The 16,511-nt window shown below is 70.4% G+C and carries 15 protein-coding genes and 2 pseudogenes; 11 read left to right on the top strand and 6 right to left on the bottom strand.

Features of this window, described 5'->3' with window-relative positions; translation table 11 throughout:
* Positions 1-27: 27 nt before the first annotated feature.
* Positions 28-1,095, bottom strand: a complete 1,068-nt coding sequence (locus ACZ5NH_RS30165) for an APC family permease (RefSeq protein ID WP_468779749.1) — start codon at positions 1,093-1,095, stop codon at positions 28-30.
* A gap of 45 nt (positions 1,096-1,140) precedes the next feature.
* Between ACZ5NH_RS30165 and ACZ5NH_RS30160 the strand changes: the two genes are divergently transcribed.
* Positions 1,141-1,794 (top strand): helix-turn-helix transcriptional regulator, encoded by a 654-nt coding sequence (locus tag ACZ5NH_RS30160; protein WP_468779622.1) that lies wholly within the window; start codon positions 1,141-1,143, stop codon positions 1,792-1,794.
* A 157-nt stretch (positions 1,795-1,951) separates the two neighbouring features.
* Here ACZ5NH_RS30160 and ACZ5NH_RS30155 read toward each other — a convergent pair whose 3' ends face one another.
* The gene (locus ACZ5NH_RS30155) at positions 1,952-2,749 is read right to left on the bottom strand and encodes a PIG-L deacetylase family protein (RefSeq protein ID WP_468779620.1); all 798 of its coding nucleotides are present in this window, start codon (positions 2,747-2,749) and stop codon (positions 1,952-1,954) included.
* Between the two features lie 309 nt (positions 2,750-3,058).
* Here ACZ5NH_RS30155 and ACZ5NH_RS30150 point away from each other — a divergent pair, with 309 nt between their 5' ends.
* From ACZ5NH_RS30150 to ACZ5NH_RS30125, 6 genes and pseudogenes are all read left to right on the top strand, one after another.
* Positions 3,059-3,610: a YciI family protein gene (locus ACZ5NH_RS30150; protein ID WP_468779618.1), complete on the top strand. Its 552-nt coding sequence runs from the start codon at positions 3,059-3,061 to the stop codon at positions 3,608-3,610.
* A gap of 279 nt (positions 3,611-3,889) precedes the next feature.
* On the top strand, positions 3,890-5,554 hold the full coding sequence (locus tag ACZ5NH_RS30145) for an alkaline phosphatase family protein (RefSeq protein ID WP_468779616.1): 1,665 nt from the start codon (positions 3,890-3,892) through the stop codon (positions 5,552-5,554).
* Positions 5,555-5,915: 361 nt separating this feature from the next.
* On the top strand, positions 5,916-6,440 hold the full coding sequence (locus ACZ5NH_RS30140) for a lamin tail domain-containing protein (protein ID WP_468779747.1): 525 nt from the start codon (positions 5,916-5,918) through the stop codon (positions 6,438-6,440).
* Between the two features lie 316 nt (positions 6,441-6,756).
* Positions 6,757-7,287 (top strand): annotated as a pseudogene (locus tag ACZ5NH_RS30135) (molybdopterin-dependent oxidoreductase); the annotation flags it as partial.
* Between the two features lie 136 nt (positions 7,288-7,423).
* Positions 7,424-8,440 carry a cytochrome c oxidase assembly protein gene (locus ACZ5NH_RS30130; RefSeq protein WP_468779614.1) on the top strand — a complete coding sequence of 339 codons (1,017 nt, stop codon included), beginning with the start codon at positions 7,424-7,426 and terminating at the stop codon, positions 8,438-8,440.
* 66 nt (positions 8,441-8,506) lie between these two features.
* On the top strand, positions 8,507-9,079 hold the full coding sequence (locus ACZ5NH_RS30125) for a flavin reductase family protein (protein ID WP_468779612.1): 573 nt from the start codon (positions 8,507-8,509) through the stop codon (positions 9,077-9,079).
* Between the two features lie 44 nt (positions 9,080-9,123).
* On the opposite strand, the pseudogene tnpA reads toward ACZ5NH_RS30125, so the two are convergent.
* Positions 9,124-9,566, bottom strand: a pseudogene (gene tnpA / locus ACZ5NH_RS30120) (IS200/IS605 family transposase).
* A 26-nt stretch (positions 9,567-9,592) separates the two neighbouring features.
* Between tnpA and ACZ5NH_RS30115 the strand changes: the two are divergent.
* From ACZ5NH_RS30115 to ACZ5NH_RS30100, 4 genes are all read left to right on the top strand, one after another.
* Positions 9,593-10,918, top strand: coding sequence for an RNA-guided endonuclease InsQ/TnpB family protein (locus ACZ5NH_RS30115; RefSeq protein ID WP_468779610.1), 1,326 nt, complete (start codon positions 9,593-9,595; stop codon positions 10,916-10,918).
* A 258-nt stretch (positions 10,919-11,176) separates the two neighbouring features.
* The gene (locus tag ACZ5NH_RS30110; RefSeq protein WP_468779608.1) at positions 11,177-12,472 is read left to right on the top strand and encodes an FAD-dependent oxidoreductase; all 1,296 of its coding nucleotides are present in this window, start codon (positions 11,177-11,179) and stop codon (positions 12,470-12,472) included.
* A 96-nt stretch (positions 12,473-12,568) separates the two neighbouring features.
* Positions 12,569-12,910 (top strand): YciI family protein, encoded by a 342-nt coding sequence (locus ACZ5NH_RS30105; RefSeq protein ID WP_388631366.1) that lies wholly within the window; start codon positions 12,569-12,571, stop codon positions 12,908-12,910.
* Positions 12,897-14,147 (top strand): RNA polymerase sigma factor, encoded by a 1,251-nt coding sequence (locus ACZ5NH_RS30100; protein ID WP_468779606.1) that lies wholly within the window; start codon positions 12,897-12,899, stop codon positions 14,145-14,147. Before ACZ5NH_RS30105 ends, ACZ5NH_RS30100 begins: the two co-directional genes overlap by 14 nt.
* A 57-nt stretch (positions 14,148-14,204) precedes the next feature.
* Here the strand turns inward: ACZ5NH_RS30100 and ACZ5NH_RS30095 are convergent, their stop codons facing one another.
* From ACZ5NH_RS30095 to ACZ5NH_RS30085, 3 genes are all read right to left on the bottom strand, one after another.
* A complete protein-coding gene (locus ACZ5NH_RS30095) occupies positions 14,205-15,263 on the bottom strand; it encodes an LLM class flavin-dependent oxidoreductase (protein ID WP_468779604.1) in 1,059 nt (352 codons plus the stop codon).
* On the bottom strand, positions 15,263-15,769 hold the full coding sequence (locus ACZ5NH_RS30090) for an SRPBCC family protein (RefSeq protein ID WP_468779602.1): 507 nt from the start codon (positions 15,767-15,769) through the stop codon (positions 15,263-15,265). Before ACZ5NH_RS30090 ends, ACZ5NH_RS30095 begins: the two co-directional genes overlap by 1 nt.
* 91 nt (positions 15,770-15,860) lie before the next feature.
* Positions 15,861-16,361, bottom strand: a complete 501-nt coding sequence (locus tag ACZ5NH_RS30085; RefSeq protein ID WP_468779600.1) for a winged helix-turn-helix transcriptional regulator — start codon at positions 16,359-16,361, stop codon at positions 15,861-15,863.
* Between the last annotated feature and the right edge of the window lie 150 nt (positions 16,362-16,511).

Below are 16,511 nucleotides of genomic sequence, written 5' to 3'. Positions count from 1 at the left end.
TAGGGGTCCTGGCCGCCGCCGTGGCGCTCACGGAACGTACTGTGCCTGCTCGGCCCTGGCCGGTCCGGCTGCTCGGCGCCGTCGCAGACAGCACAGCGCGCTCGCCGTGATGACGAGCGGCCACAGCAGGTAGCAGCCCGTCATGACGAGGAGGGCGGCGACCGCGACGAGCGCGAGGAGCGCGCAGCGGTGCGCTCCGCTGCCTCGGGGCAGCAGTCGTACCGCGGCGGCCGTTCCCAGTGTGTACACGGTCACGAACGACCCGGTGGTGAGCAGCACGAGCGGCTGTGGGCCCACGTCGGTGACCGCGGTGGCGGCGAGGGCGAGGCCCGAGAGCCCCGTCACGACGGCCAGGCTGCGGCGCGGCACCTCACCGACGCTGCCGCCCCGGTCGAGCCAGGCGGGCAGCGCGCCGTCGCGACCGAGTGCGGCGCGCAGTCGGGCCGCGCCGGCGAAGTAGGCGTTCATCGTGCCGAGGGTGAGCAGCACGGCGGCGGCCGCGGCCAGTACGTGGACCGTGCCGCCGATGCCGAGGGCGAGCAGTTCGGCCAGCGGGGCGTCGGAGGTGCCGGCGGCCGGGCCGAGCACCAGGACACTGGTGGCGGCGACGGCGAGGTACAGCACGCCCACGACGGCGACCGCCACGGCGGTGGCGCGGGGCAGGTCGCGCTCCGGACGGCGGAAGTCGGCGGCGAGATGGGTGATGGCTTCCCAGCCCGCGAAGCTCCACACCAGCAGCGCCGCGGCCGAGCCGATCGCGGGCCGGCCGTGCGGCGCGAACGGATGCAGGTTTCGCAGGTGGGCGTGCGGCAGCGCGGTCACCACCGCGGTCAGCAACAGCGCCACGAGCAGCACGGCGAGCGCGAGTTGCAGTCGGCCGGAGACGGTCATACCGAATCCGTTGGCCACGGCCACCAGGACGAGCAGCACGGCAGCGGTGAGCAGCACCGTGCGCCGGACGCCGCCGAGGGCGGTCGCGACGTACGCCCCGGCGCACATGCCCGCCGCCGGGGCACCGGCGGGTACGGCGAAGGAGAAGCACCAGCCGACCACCGCGGCCGCCCGCGCGCCGAAGGCGATCCGCTGGACAAACACCAAGCCTCGCTTAGGCTGAACATCCAGAGATGGAAAATTGGTCCAATGGTCCTGGAGAGGCTTCCCGTGGAAGATGCGGAGGCGGACGAGCACCTCATCCGCGAGGCCGAGAAGATCGCCGTGGCGCTGGGGCGCATGTTCCCCGGCCTGTGCGAGGTGGTGCTGCACGACCTGCGGGATCCCGAGCACGCGATCCGGGCGATCGAGAACAACCTCTCCGGCCGTCGGGTCGGGGACTCCACCACGGAGCTGGGCCTGGCCCGCATCGAGGACCCCGACTACCCCAGTGTCATCCAGAATTACCCCAATCAGTTCCCGGACGGCCGCCCCGCGAAGAGCACGTCCATCGGCATCAAGAACGCCGCGGGGGAGTACATCGCGGCTCTCTGCCTGAACCTGGACGTGTCCGTGCTGTCACCGGTGACTCTCGCCCTGTCCAACCTGGTGGCCACGGACACCGAGCACCGCGAGCAGCCCCTGGAGACCCTGCGCGACCGCACCGCCCGCGAGCTGCGTCGAGCGGTGGAGGAACACGCCGCGGAGCGCGCCGCGACGCCCCGCTCGCTGAGCCGGGACGACAAGAAGGCGCTCGTACGGCAGTTGCAGCGGGACGGCTACTTCGACTCGCGCGACGCCGCACAGACCATCGCCGACCTGCTGGGTGTGTCCCGGGCGACCGTGTACAACTACGCCAAGTAGGGCGACGGAACGCCCGGGAGAGCAGCGTCCCTTCGGAGATTAGGCTGACGGAGGCCTGCCAACTGGTGCTGCACAACGGCCTGCACCTGCTCGGCGTCTCGGCACCGGAACGGATGTGAGGCCGGTCGGCAGACGCTGGACGGCCGGTTGGCAGACGCTATGAGACCGGTCGGAAGATGTCACCCATGACGTCGGACGGCGCCGTCGTCGCCCGTGCCTCCACAAACCACTCCCGCCCGAGCAGCCATCCGAAGACAGGGGCCGGAACGCGGACCAGCACCCTCAGCACCGGAGCAAGCCGTCCCGTGCCCGACACCTGCGAACGATGAGCCGCGAGAGCCGCCTGCTTCCGCGCCGCGAACCGCCGGACATCCACGATGTGGGTGATGGCGGCGCGCGAGGAGTAGGCGGTGCGGACCGTGTCCGCGTCGAACCGCAACGGGATCCTCAGCACACGCACCAGCCTCACCAGGCGCGCCACCACATCCCGTGGGATCGTCGCCTCCAGCACCCGCGGCACCCCGGCGAGTTCGGCGGCACGCCTGCCGACCTCGTGCACCTTGACGTGGTCGCGGTGGCCGTAGCCGCCCCGTGCGTCGTAACTGAGGAGCAGGTCCACCCCTTCCTCACGGAGGATGGCGGCCAGCCGCTCGGCCGCCTCCTCCGTGTCCGCCCGCACGAATCGTGTCCGGTCCGGCGGATCCGGATACAGCACCGGACCATGGCCGCTGTCCGCGTACCCCAGATGCGTCACCCGCTGCACACCCAGCACGGCAGCACTCGCCCGTAGCTCGTCCAGCCGTGGTGCTCCGCCCTCCGGCACGGCGTCCATGAGCCCGTCCGCAGCGACCACGATCACGACACGATGCCCCTCGGCCACGGCCCGCGCGAGCGTGCCGCCCGTCAGAAACACCTCGTCGTCCGGGTGGGCGTGAAATGCCAGGACGGTTGCCATGGGCCAATCCTGTGCTCTCCAGAGGGGACATGAGCATTGACGCGACCAGCGAGCCGTATCAGGGATCACTGCCGTGACGTGTAGGTCCGGTTCCCGTCGGCCGTGCCGGACCGACTGTCTCCGCGATGAGCTGTCGGTAGGCGTAGTCCATGGAAACCTGGTTCAGCAGATCGGTGTGGCGGCGGTGCCAGACACCGGGATCATCTCACCAGGCTGATCACCACCGAGGCGAGAGCCGAGGTGCCCTGTGAGATCGTTCTCACCGATAACCGCTGTGCTGTTGCGTCCCAGGACCGACACACTGCGGGCATGGAATTCATCTGCTACCACCGCGATCGGCGGGGCTCCCTCGCGCAGCGCATGGAGCTGCTGGAAGCGCACTGGTCCTACATGGACCGGTTCGACAAAGAGATGATCGCCCGCGGTCCGACCCTCACCGCCGACGGCGAAGTACCCACCGGCAGCGTGCACATCGTCGACCTGCCCGATCCCGCCGCCGCCCGCGCATTCGCCTTCGACGAGCCCGGCTACCAGGCCGGTGTGTACCGTGACGTGCTGCTGCGCCGATGGCGCAACGCGCTGGGGCGCACCATGTGGGACTTTCCCGGAGGGCGCACCGGCGGCCGCCGGTACTTCGTGCTCGGTCTCGGCCAGGGAGAGGCCGCCGACCTCAACGTGCCCCTGGAGCAGAACGAGCTGATCGCATACGGGCCACTGCTGTCCGACGACGGCAACACCTGGCTCGGTACCGCGGCGTTGGTCCGGGCACCGGACCCGGACACGGCGCGCGCCGTGCTGAGCGTGGACCGGTATGCCGACGTCGAGGTCCACAACTGGCAGTTCGGCGGACGGCAGTCATGAACCGCCGTTGAGGCGGTGAGCGCATCTCAGGCGATCCAGTGGTGCCGTCCGGCACACCGGGGCCTGGACGGCACCGTGGGCGTCAGTGCCGTGTCGTACGCACTCACGGTGGGCCCGATCGCCCAGTTCACTGAGCCCCCGTCAGGAGCCGGAAGTCTTTGCCCGGCCCCGTGCGTTTCTTGGGCTGGACGCGGCATGACCGTCCGCTGGCGTACATGTTCCACCTCTCGGATGTCGGTGCACGACGCGCACCCGCTAGACACAGTCCGAGGAGAAGCCATGTCCAGACGTCCGGCCCACCCCGCACGCACCGTCACGGCGGCCGCGGCCGCGCTGGCCGCGGTCGGCGCGCTCACCGCCGCGGCCGTGCCCGGCTCCGCGCTCGCCTCCGCGCACCCGCACCCGGCCGCCCGGCATGTCCTGCTGCTGTCCGTCGACGGTCTGCACCAGTCCGACCTCGCCTGGTACATCGCCCGTCACCCCCATTCGGCGCTCGCCCGGCTCACCGCCGGCGGTGTGCAGTACACCCACGCGGCGACCACCAACCCCTCCGACTCCTTCCCGGGCATGGTCGGCCAGCTCACGGGCGGCGACCCGGGCACCACGGGCGTCTACTACGACGACACCTACAGCTCCGCCCTCCTGCCGGCCGGTACGACCAACTGCGCCGGCGCCAAGCCCGGCGCCGAGGTCGACCTGACCGAGGACCTCGACAAGAACCAGGACTCCCTCGACGCCGGTCAGGGCCTCAGCGACCTGCCCGGCAGCATCCTGCAGATGACCGGCGACCCGACCAGCCTCATCGACCCGGCGAAGCTTCCGGTCGACCCGAAGACGTGCAAACCGCTCTACCCGCACTCCTACCTGCGGGTGAACACCGTCTTCGACGTGGTCCGCACGGCCGGCCTGCGCACCGCGTGGTCCGACAAGCACGCCGCCTACGACATCCTCAACGGCCCCTCCGGCAAGGGCATCCAGGACCTGTTCACGCCCGAGATCAACAGCAAGGCCATAGGTTACGCCGCGGGTGACTGGACGAAGGACAACGCCGCGACCGAGCAGTACGACGGGTACAAGGCGCAAGCCGTCCTCAACGAGATCGACGGCTACGACCACAGCCGCAACCACAAGGTCGGGACCCCCGTGGTCTTCGGCATGAACTTCCAGTCCGTCTCGACCGCCCAGAAGCTGCCCACCTCCGACGGTCTGACGGGTGGTTACCGGACGAAGGGCGTGCCCGGCCCGCTGCTGGAGAAGAACCTCGACTTCGTGGACCAGCGGCTCGGCGCCTTCCTCACCGAGCTCCGCAAGCAGCACCTGGCCGACAGCACCACCGTCATCCTGTCCGCCAAGCACGGGCAGTCGCCCACCGACCCCAAGGCGCTGACCCGCATCGACGACGGCCCGCTGCTCGACGGCCTCAACGCCGCCTGGAAGACCGCGCACCCGGGCTCCGGCGACCTCGTCGCCCACGCGGTGGACGACGACGCCATGCTGCTCTGGCTCACCGACCGCTCCCAGGCCGCCGCCGACTTCGCCAAGGCCTACCTGCTCGCCCAGTCCGGCACGGGCAACGACATCGACGGCAAGGCCAAGCCGTTCACGGCCAGCGGTCTGCGGTCCCTCTACGCGGGTGCGGACGCCGCCCGGTACTTCCACGCCCGGCCGGGCGACTCCCGCGTGCCCGACCTGGTCGGCGTCTCCCAGTACGGCGTCGTGTACACCGGCGGCAAGGGCAAGATCGCCGAGCACGGCGGCGCCCACGCCGACGATCTCGACGTCCCGCTCGTCGTCTCCGGCGCCGCCACCCCGCACGGCGTACATGTCGACGGACCGGTGCACACCACGCAGATCGCCCCGACGATCCTGCGACTGCTGGGCTTCGACCCGCGGGACCTGGACGCCGTCCGCGTCGAACACACCCGGGCCCTCCCCGTGCGCTGACCCTCGCGTCCCCCACGCCACTCAGGCCTCTGCCCCGGACGGCGTACTGCTTTGTTACACACTTTCGGGTGGACGGCTTGGGTGGCGCTGGGGTGGCGGAGTCCGGGATTGGTTGCCTCGGGCTTGTGTTTCCAGGTCAGGTGTGGCTGATGGATCGTCAACTTTGTGCATTCAGAACATGAATGGTCATTGCAGGTGAGAGTCATGGATTCATGCAGGATGCGTAATGCCATGCGCGCGTTTCCCCGACAAATCGGGGCGTAGGTAGCACGGTGTGCGTGTGCGGCCGACCGGTCGCCGACTCCCACCACGCATCCTCGTGAAGGGGGACCTCGTGTCCGTTTCTTCTTCCGCCCGCCGTATGACCGCAGCCGCTGCCGTGACCGCCGCGCTGGTGGGCACCGCGGCCCTCCCGGCCACGGCTGCGGAGCACCAGTCGAGCCGTATGCACCACGCGATGGTGCACATCAGCGGCGTACAGCACGCTTGGCTGGGCCGGGACGACCGTTCCAACCGCTTCCTGAACAGGGAGTGGGTGGACATCACGAACGACTCCCGCCGGGCGATGAACCTGGACGACTGGACGCTGTCCGACCGGGACGGTTACACCTACACCTTCCGTCACGTGTGGCTGGAGGGCCGGGCCACCGTCCGCGTGCACACCGGGATCGGCCGGGACACCGGGACCGACCTCTACCAGGACCGCCGTACCCGGGTGTGGGACGTCAACGCCGACACCGCGGTCCTGCGCGACGACCGCGGCCGCCTCGTCGACGCCGTCTCCTGGGGCCGACGCAGCCACCGCGCCGAGGACATGGACCGCCGCGACGAGGCCGGATGGCACGAGGGCGGCTACCGCCACCACGACGGCGGCTACCGCCGCTGACCCGCGGCCCGCGCCGCGGGTGCACCACCGCCGGCATACCGGCACAGGCACAGCCCCGGACGGCCTCCTCGCCGACCGGGGCTCTCCCCTGCCTGGCGCCGCCAGCACGCCGGTCATGGGCCGGGCCCGATCTCGGCGCCGACGCCGGACGTCCGGGGGCCGCCGGCATGCCCCTGGCCCGGGGCTCACACCCTGCTCCCGAGTCCTGTGCAGGGGCGTAACCCCTGATGATCAGGCGCCGAGACACCTCCGTAATGAGCGGTTCGTACCGTCACGAAGGGTGAGATCAGGTCGAACACAGGAGAGGGAGGCGCCCGTGGCCGCGCCGGGCTCGCGGAGCGAGGGCACGACGAAGGTGCGGACGGTCTGCTCGTACTGCGGCGCCGGCTGCGGCATGGTCCTCGACATCGGCAGGGGACCGGACGGGCGGCGTACCGTCCTGAAGGCGACGGGCGACAAGGAGCACCCGGCGAACTTCGGCCGGCTGTGCACGAAGGGCGCGACCACCGCCGACATGCTCGCCGCCCCGGGCCGGCTCACCACCGCCCTCGTCCGTCCGGACCGCGGCGAGGAGCCGCAGCCCGCGCCCCTGACGGCCGCCGTTGCCGAGACCGCCCGGCGCCTGCGCGCGATCATCGACGAGCACGGCCCCGACGCGGTTGCGCTCTATGTCTCCGGGCAGTTGAGCCTGGAGGCGCAGTACCTGGCGAACAAGCTGGCCAAGTGCTTCATACGCACCAACCAGATCGAGTCGAACTCCCGGCTGTGCATGGCGAGCGCCGGAACCGGTTACAAGCTCTCGCTGGGAGCGGACGGGCCCACCGGTTCGTACCAGGACTTCGAGCGCCGGTCCTGCTCGATCCCGGCATTTCACCCCGGCGTGCGGCACCCCGATGCCCGCCCTCGGGCCTCGGGGGACTAGCGTCTTCCCGTCATGGATCCGAGCCGGTTCTTCCATGTCGAGCCGAAGGAGGACGATCTGCATGGATGGTCACGCGATGACCGAACTGTCGGCGGGCCAGCTCCCCGAGCTGACCACGGGGCGTCTGCTGTCCACGTGGCACCTGGACGTCCCCGCGCTGCTGCTGGTCATCGCCTTGGGCGCGCTCTACGGCTGGGGCGTCGCACGGCTGCGCAGGCGCGGCACGCCCTGGCCGCCCGCCCGGGTGATCGCGTTCGCGCTGCTCGGCCTGGGCGCGCTCGTGGTGGCCACGATGTCCGCCCTTGCCGTCTACGACCACGTGCTGTTCTGGCCGGCCGCCGTGCAGAACATGCTCCTCGACCTCGTCGCACCCCTTGGCCTGGCCCTCGGCGATCCGCTGCGGCTCGCCGTCGAGGCGCTGCCGGAGGGTGGCGCTGCGCGAGTGCGTCGGGCCATGACCGGCCGCCTGGTGCGGGTGCTGACGTTCCCGCTGGTCAGCACCGCCCTGGTGCTCGGCACCGAGCTGACGGTGTACTTCACGCCGTACTTCGAGACCGCCCTGCGCGTGGGCTGGCTGCACGAGCTGATGTACCTGCACCTGCTCGCGGCCGGCAGCCTGTTCGTCGTACCGGTGCTGACCCACGAAGAGGCGCTGCCCGCCTGGTGCACCCACCCGGTGCGAGCGGCGCTGGTGTTCCTGGACGGCATCGTCGACGCGGTGCCGGGAGTCGTGGTGATGACGCACAGCACGCTGATCGCGGGCGCCTGGTACCTGCACCACGCGCCGAGCTGGTCCCCGGACGTCCAGCACGACCAGCAGATCGGCGGCGGCGCGATGCTCAGCATCGCCGAGCTGGTCGCGTTGCCCTTCCTGCTGGCGCTGCTGTTCCAGTGGGCGCGGGCGGAGCGGGTCCAGACCGCGGCCCTCGACCGCCGCCTCGACGCGGAACTGGCTCCCGTCCCGGCACCCTCCCCGGACCACGGTCAGACAGCCGCCCCCGAACGGGTACGCCCCTGGTGGGAGACCGAGCAGAACGAGGTGGCCGCGCGGATCCGGAGCCAGCACCCGGAGAAGTGAGCCCGCCATGATCGCGTGTGCACGGTTCGGCTGCCGCCGAACGGCCGGCGCCCTACCGTCACCCTCATGGACACCGCACCGCACCCGGCTGGGAACAACGCCGGCCACCTGACCATCACCCCGAGCATCCTCTACTTCGGCACCCCCGTCGTGCTGCTGACCACCGAGAACCCGGACGGCACCGTCAACCTGGCGCCGATCTCGTCGGCCTGGGCGCTCGGGCAGGTCGTGGTGCTCGGGCTCGGCAGGCAGGGCCAGACCGGTGCGAACCTGGCGGCCCGGCCGGAGCTGGTGATCAGCCTGCCCGAACCCCGGCACTGGGCGGCCGTCGAGCACCTGGGCGAGCCCACCGGCCGGCCCGCGGCGGCCGGGCACGGACCCCGCCGCGCCCGCTACGAGCCGGACAAGTTCACGGCGGCCGGTTTCCACGCCCAGGCCTCGCACACGGTCCGCCCGCCGCGGGTGGCCGAGTGCCCGATCCAGCTGGAGGCCCGCGCCGCCCGGGTGGGCACCGACGCCGCCGGCGACTTCCTGATCGTCGAGGCCCGGGTGCTGAAGGTGCACGCCGACCCGCGCCTGGTGGTGCCCGGAACCCAGCACCTCGAGCCCGCGGCCTGGAGCCCGCTTATCTACCTTTGATCTTGGCCGGTGCTCCGGGGTTTGCGCCGGGGGTGAACGCCTTCTCAGAACTGCTCTGTCCCGCGTGTGAGCGTGGGCGCGCAGTGTTCAGCGCTGCCCACGGGGCGCTTCTGGTTTTCGATGTACTGCTTCACGACGGTCGGGGGTGCCCCGCCGCAGCTTCCGGCGTAGTAGGAGCCGCACCAGAAGTGTCCTCCCCACAGGTACCTGCGGACGTGCGCGTCGTACTACTTGCGAAGTAGGCGGGCTGAGACTTGCTTGAGGGAGTTGACCAGCTTGGAGAGCTGAACCTTCGGCGGGTAGTGCACCAGGAGGTGTACGTGATCGTGCTCGCCGTTGAACTGCTTCAGGTCGGCCTCGAAGCCCGCGCAGACCTAGACCTCCCGCGTGATCTCTTCGCGGCGCGTCAGCGTGTCGTCGGTGAAAGCCTTCCGCCGACGTGATGTCCGGTTCTGACCTCGGGATTCGGATTGCAGCGTGGCGAAATGAACCAAGTGTGGGATAGTGATCAATATGACCGAACTTGGGCTGGCGAAGCGGCAGTTGGGGCACCGCGCCCGACTGGCACTCAGCCCTGGCGAGGTCCGGGTCATTGACGACCAGGCGCACGCGGCCCGCACCATGTGGAACTGTCTGCACGCCTGGTGGCAGATGGTGCCGAAGGACAAGCGGACCCTCGCCGCCGCCGATGCGGCGATACGGGAAGCCCGTAAAGACGTCGACTTCCTCGCCAAGCTGCCCGCGCAGGCATCCCAGGCGGTGCTGAAGACATACTTCCGCGCCTGGGTGAACTGCTGGGAAGGCCGGACGGACGAGCCGAACTTCAAGGCCCGGCTGCGCACGGTGATGTCCGTGGACATCCCGCAGGGCCGTGACCTGAACATCGTCCGCGTCCACCGTCGCTGGGGCATGGTCAACCTACCGAAGATCGGCCGCGTCCGCTTCCGCTGGACCAAAGACCTCCCCGTGGGCAGGCGAGCCAACACCGACAACCGGATCACCGGCGCCCGGCTGGTCAAAGATGCGCTCGGCTGGCACATCGCCTTCCGCGTCCAGACCCTCGAAGTCAAGCCGCAGCCCCACCAGGGCCCGGACGTCGGCATCGACGCCGGAGTGAACATCCCCCTCGCCCTGTCCAACAAAGACCACCAGGACCACGGGCGCCTGCCGCGCCTGCCGGACGGCACCGCTGACCGGGACAAGTGGCTCACCTCGAAGGAGAAGGCCAGACTCCTCGAACTGGAGCGGCAGGCCGCACACCGCAAGAGCTTTCGCAAGAAGGGGGAGAAGGCCTCCCGCCGCTTGCAGCACACCTACGACCGGATCAAGCAGCTCCGAGCCAAAGCCACGCGACGAGCCTTGGACTGGCAGCACCGCACGACCACCTACCTCGCCCGTACGTATGGCGTGATCGTGGTCGAACAGCTCAACATCACGAACATGGTCAAGTCCGCTCGGGGCACCGCCGAGGAGCCGGGCAAGAGCGTCAAAGCCAAGGCCGGCCTCAACCGCTCCATCGCACAAGAGGCGTGGGGACGCACGGTCGCGATGCTGACGTACAAGCTCAGCCGCTACGGCGGCCGGCTTGTCAAGGTTCCCGCCCCGAACACCTCCCGACGCTGCTCAGTATGCGGATTCACCGTCCCCGGCAGCAGGGAAGACCAGACCACGTTCATATGCAAGAACCCCGACTGCAACTTCCAGTGCAACGCCGACTGGAACGCAGCCCGGAACATCTTGCACCTGTACCGGATCGGCCACGTCATAGTGGAGGTCCCGGCCGCCGGAAGGCGCGGTCGTAAGGCGGCTAGAACCGTCAAACCTGTCACCGCAAGGTAGATGGGAATCCGCTTCCTGAGCTTGCGAAGGGAGGGGGAGAACTTCAAAACTTCCGGCACTACTTCGGACTCGGCCCCGAGCTCGGGCACAGCGGTGTGTCCGAGACGCCGAGCAGGAGCGCCGTAGCCGCCGTTCGCTGATCGCCTCGCCCCGGAGCGCGGCGCGGCGCGGTCCGCGGGAGGCCGGAATCCGTCCGAAGGAGTAGTCTAGATATTCATCGAATGGTGAATTAATGCTCTCGTGAAGGGCAGGACTGCCATGGAACAGACCACATGCTGCGTCGTGGGAGGCGGCCCCGCCGGCATGGTGCTCGCTCTGCTGCTGGCCCGGTCCGGGGTCCCGGTGACGGTGCTGGAGAAGCACGGCGACTTCCTGCGCGACTTCCGCGGCGACACCGTCCACCCCTCCACCCTGGCGCTGCTGGACGACCTCGGTCTGGCCGAGCGCTTCGCCGAGCTGCCGCAACGGCGGGTCCGCACCGTGCAGCTGCCCATCGGACCCGACGGCGCGGCGGTCATGGTCGGGGACCTCTCGGTCCTGCCGGGTCCCTACAACTACGTGGCGATGGTGCCCCAGTGGGACCTGCTGGACCTGCTCGCGGACGAGGCCCGGCGCGAGCCGTCCTTCGAGCTGCGGATGAACACGGAGGCCACCGACTTCCTGATCGAGTCCGGACGGGTGAACGGGGTGCGCTACCGCACCGCCGACGGCGGCACGGGCGAGCTGCGCGCCCTGCTCACCGTCGCCTGCGACGGCCGCGGATCACTGGCCCGGTCCCGCCCGGAACTGCGCCTGCGCCGCTTCCCCTGCCCGATGGACGCCTGGTGGTTCCGGCTGCCGCGCCGGGACAGCGATCCGCAGGGGCTCTACGGCGCCGCCGGTGACCGCTTCCTGACCGCGATGATCGACCGCGGCGACTACTGGCAGTGCGCGGGGATCATCCCCAAGGGCACCGACGCACAGCGCCGCGCCGCCGGGCTCGACCGCTTCCTGGCCGACTTCACCGCGACCGTCCCCTGGATCGCCGACCGCGCACACGCCCTGAGCTCATGGGACGACGTCAAGCTTCTCGACGTACGGCTGGACCGCCTGCGCCGCTGGCACCGCCCCGGCCTGCTGTGCATCGGCGACGCCGCGCACGCGATGTCCCCGATCTTCGGCATCGGCATCAATCTCGCGGTCCAGGACGCCGTGGCCGCCGCCCGCTACCTCACCGAGCCACTGCGGCGAGGCAGGGTGGCACCACGCGACGTACGTCGTCTGCAGCGCCGCCGTCGTCCTGCCACGGTTGTCACACAGACCCTCCAGCGGGTGGCTCACGCCCGCATCATCGCTCCCGTCCTGCAGGGCCGGCCGCCCCTCGGACGCGAGCAGCGGGCCCGGCGCATGGCACGCCTGCTCGCCGAGTCACGGTGGGTGCGCCGGCTGCCCGCGTACTTCATCGGCTACGGCGCGCTCAAGGAGCGGCCACCCGGATCGGCCGTCCACCGGGCGGGACCGGGCGCCGCGGAGCCGCCCGGCGAGACGGACGCGGCCGTGGAGGTGTCCCCTTGAAACGGTCGCGACGGAAATTTTCGGGACGTCCTGTCCTGTCGGCGTCTTCTCGTTCGTCGTGAAGGTAGACAGGCAAGGACGACCGAGGAGGACACCATGAAGTACGTGCTGCTGCTGACCCGCGGCGCCTGGCAGGAAGAGGGCTCCGACCAGGAGCGCGGCGAGGTCTACGGCCGGCTCATGGAGTGGTTCACCAAGCACCGCGCCGACGGGACGATCGTCGACGCCCAGCAGCTTCGCGAACCCGAGACCGCGACCACGGTCGTGGTCGAGCAGGGCCGCTCCACCATGATCGACCGCCCGCTGCTGGAGGCCAAGGAGGCGATCGGCGGCTACGCGATCGTCGAGGTACCCGACCTGGACGCCGCGCTGGAGCTGGCCGCGAGCTTTCCGGTGCCCGACGGCAAGGTGGAGGTGCGTCCGATTGTCGAGCGCTGACTCGGCAGGCGCCCGGGACACCCGGTCACTGATCGAGCGGGTCTTCCGCGAGGAGGCGGGCCGGCTGACCGCCAGCCTGGTCCGCCTCCTCGGCGACTTCGACCTGGCCGAGGAGATGGTCAGCGAGGCCGTCGTCGAGGCGCTGCGGCGCTGGCCGAGTTCCGGTCCGCCCAGCAGGCCCGGAGCCTGGCTGCTGACCTGCGCGCGCAACAAGGCCCTCGACCGTATTCGCCGCGAGGCCCGCTTCCAGGACCGGCTCCCGCAGCTCGCGGCCCGCATCGAGGCCCTGCCCGAGACGGCCGAGCGCGAGCCCGACGACCGCCTCCGGCTCATCTTCACCTGCTGCCACCCGGCGCTGGACCCGGACGCCCAGGTGGCGCTGACGCTGCGCGCGGTCGTGGGCCTGACGACAGCGGAGATCGCGCGGGCGTTCATGGTGCCCGAGGCCACCCTCGCCAAGCGGGTGACCCGGGCCAAGCGGAAGATCGCCACTGCCGGCATCCCCTATCGCGCACCCGAGCCGGAGGAGCGCGCCGGACGACTGCCCCAGGTCATGCGCGTGGTGTACCTCGTCTTCAACGAGGGCTGCTTCACCACCGGGGGAGACCGGGGAGACCTGGGGGTACGGCGCGAACTGGTGGACGACGCCGAATGGCTCGCCGGCCTCCTCGCCGGCGCACTGCCCCACGAGCCGGAACCCCTTGCCCTGCTGGCCCTGATCCGTCTGCACGCCGCCCGCTGGCCTGCCCGCCTGGACACCGAGGGACGGCTGATTCCGCTCGCCGACCAGGACCGTTCCCGGTGGGACGCCCGGCGCATCCGCAGCGCCACCGCACTCATCGAGCGGGCAGCCGCGCTGGGCAGGCCGGGCCCCTACCAGATCGAAGCCGCCATCGCCGCCGTGCACTGCGAGGCACCCAGCTGGAAAGACACCGACTGGCCCCAACTCCTGCGCCTGTACGACATGTTGCTGGCCGTCGACCCGTCACCGGTGGTACGCCTGAACCGCGCGATCGTGGTCAGCCACACCGACGGCCCCGCCATCGCACTGACCCAGGTCGAGGCGCTCGGCGGCCAGTTGGGCCGTTACCACCTGTTCCACGCCACCCGGGCCGCACTCCTGCGCGACCTGGGCCGCGACGCGGAGGCCACCGAGGCCGACCGGCAGGCCCTCCGCCTCACCGCCAATCCCGCCGAACGCTCCCTGCTCACCGCCCGCCTGACGCAGGAGACGTGACACGGGCTCCAGGGGGGTGATGCCGGTGGCTCGTGGGCGGCGGTCCGATTGCAGTGCTCAGGAGGTGCCGTCGGCTTCCCGTACCAGCTCTATCGCCCTGGCAAGGGTGTCGAGCCGGGCTTGCAGCGTCTCCCCGGCCGGGTACAGGCGCACGGTGTCCACCCCGGCTGCGCGCCATACCCGGAGCCGGTCGCGCACCATGGCTTCGGTACCGATCAGCGTCGTACCCAGGACCATCTCGTCGGTCACCAGCGCCGCCGCGCCGTCCCGGTCGCCGGCTTGCCATCGCTCGCGCACCTCGGCGGCGACCTCGGCCCAGCCCTGCCGACTGTAGGCGTTGTTGTAGAAGTTGGTGGACGCCGAACCCATGCCGCCCAAGCTGAAGGCCAGTTCCTTCTTGCGCCGGGCGGTCATCGCGCCGAGGGCCTCCTCGTCGGGCGCGAAGGCGACCTCGGCGCCCTGGCAGACGTCCAGGTCTCCGCGGGTGCGGCCGCTGCGGGTCAGGCCGTCGTCGAGGTGGGTGAAGTAGGCGTCGCCAGCGCCTTCGGGTACGAAGCTGGTGCCCAGCCAGCCGTCGGCGACCTCCCCGGTGAGTCGCAGCATGGCCGGTGACAGGGCGGCCAGATACAGCGGGACCGGGTGCTCGGCGCGCATCGACAGCCGCATGGGGACCGCTTCGCCGCCGGGCAGCGGGATGGTGAACTCCGCCCCCGAGTAGGAGAGTCTGCCGCCGTCCAGCAGCCGCTGGACGATCTCCACGGTTTCCCGCATACGGCGCAGGGGCCGGGCGAACGGCACCCCGTGCAGTCCCTCCATGACCTGCGGGCCCGAGGCTCCCAGACCCAGCAGGAAGCGCCCACCGGAGAGATTGGACAGCGTGATGGCAGTCTGCGCGACGGCGGCCGGGGTGCGGGTGCCCAGCTGCATGACCCCCGACCCCAGCAGCATCCGGTCGGTGAGCGCGGCGTAGTGGCCCAGCGCGGAGGGGGCGTCGGAGCCCCAGGCCTCGGCGACCCAGCAGATGTCCAGGCCCAGCTTCTCCGCCTCGACGACGAAGTCCGCCTGCTCGGTCCAGCTCCCGCCGCCCGAGGCCTCGATGGTGGTGGCCGTGCGCATCACGCCTCCGCCTGCTTCTTGATGTGCCCAAGGGTCATGGTGATGCTCCGCTCGAACTCGCGCAGCCGTACGAACACGATCTTCTGCTCCTTGTCCGGCATCCGGTCGATCGCGACGGAGAGCCCCGAGCGTCCCGGGCCCAACTGCATCCACTGCGACAGCTCCGTCCCGCCGTTGCGGGGCCGAAGGCGGAAGCGCCAGATCGCGGAGGGGGCGGCGGGGTCCTGCACCGCCCAGGCGAGGACTCGTTCGGGTTCGCACTCGATGACATGCGATGTGGTGGACCACTCGCCGAATGCCTCGTGCCTGCTGTGGCCGACGAACCTGGCGCCCACCGTCGGCCCGTCGGCCCCGTCGAGCCATTGGACGGACTGGAGTTCCTCACTCATGGCCGGCATCAAGGCGATGTCGCTGACCAGCGCCCAGACCTGGTCCGGTGGGGCGTCGATCCACGTACTCACTTCCACCGTGGGTTTGTCCGCGTAGCGCGCGCCCGTCCACTCCACGTCAACCGGCCTCCTCGCCGTCAGGGTGTGGTGTGGCAATTAGAGTTGCTTCATAAGACTTACCATGTCAAGACTGCGATCGCGGCCCTCATCAGGCCGCACCGAATCGGCGCCGCACATCCGGCCGGCGCTTGAGCCGCTCCGGATAGCCGGGTCCCATGCGCATCGACGTCTCCCCGGCCGCCAGGGGTCGTCTGCAGGCGGAGCACACCACCTCGGGCGTGGTGTCGTGGTCACACGCATCGTGGTGGAACACCACCGGGACGCCCTCGTCACCGGCCAGCCATCGGTCGCCCCATCGGGACATCGTGGCCAGCACGGTGAAGAGGTCACGTCCCTTCTCCGTCAGAACGTAGTCGTAGCGCGGCGGTTCGGCCTCGTAGAGCCGCTTCTCCAGCACCCCTTCGTCCACGAGGCGGCGCAGCCGGTCGGTGAGGGTGTTGCGCGCGATGCCCAGTTCCTGCTGGAACTCGTCGAAGCGGCGGATGCCGTAGAACGCTTCCCGCACGACGAGGGGCGTCCATGGGTCACCCAGCAGGTCGAGGGTGCGCGCGATGGAGCACGGCCAGTTGGCGAAGGACGTTCGTCTCATGCTTCGATGGTAGTCAGTCTCACAAAGAGACTCGGCAGGATGCGGAAGCCGCACGCCGACGACGAGCGCTGGACCATGTCGTGCGGCGGCGGTGCGGTGACCTGAGCCGCCGCTTACCTCCTGCCCCACCAGGACGGATTCCCCGAGGAC

This window comes from Streptomyces sp. NPDC031426 (assembly GCF_055581585.1).
This window is presented reverse-complemented; position numbering and strand designations above follow the sequence as displayed.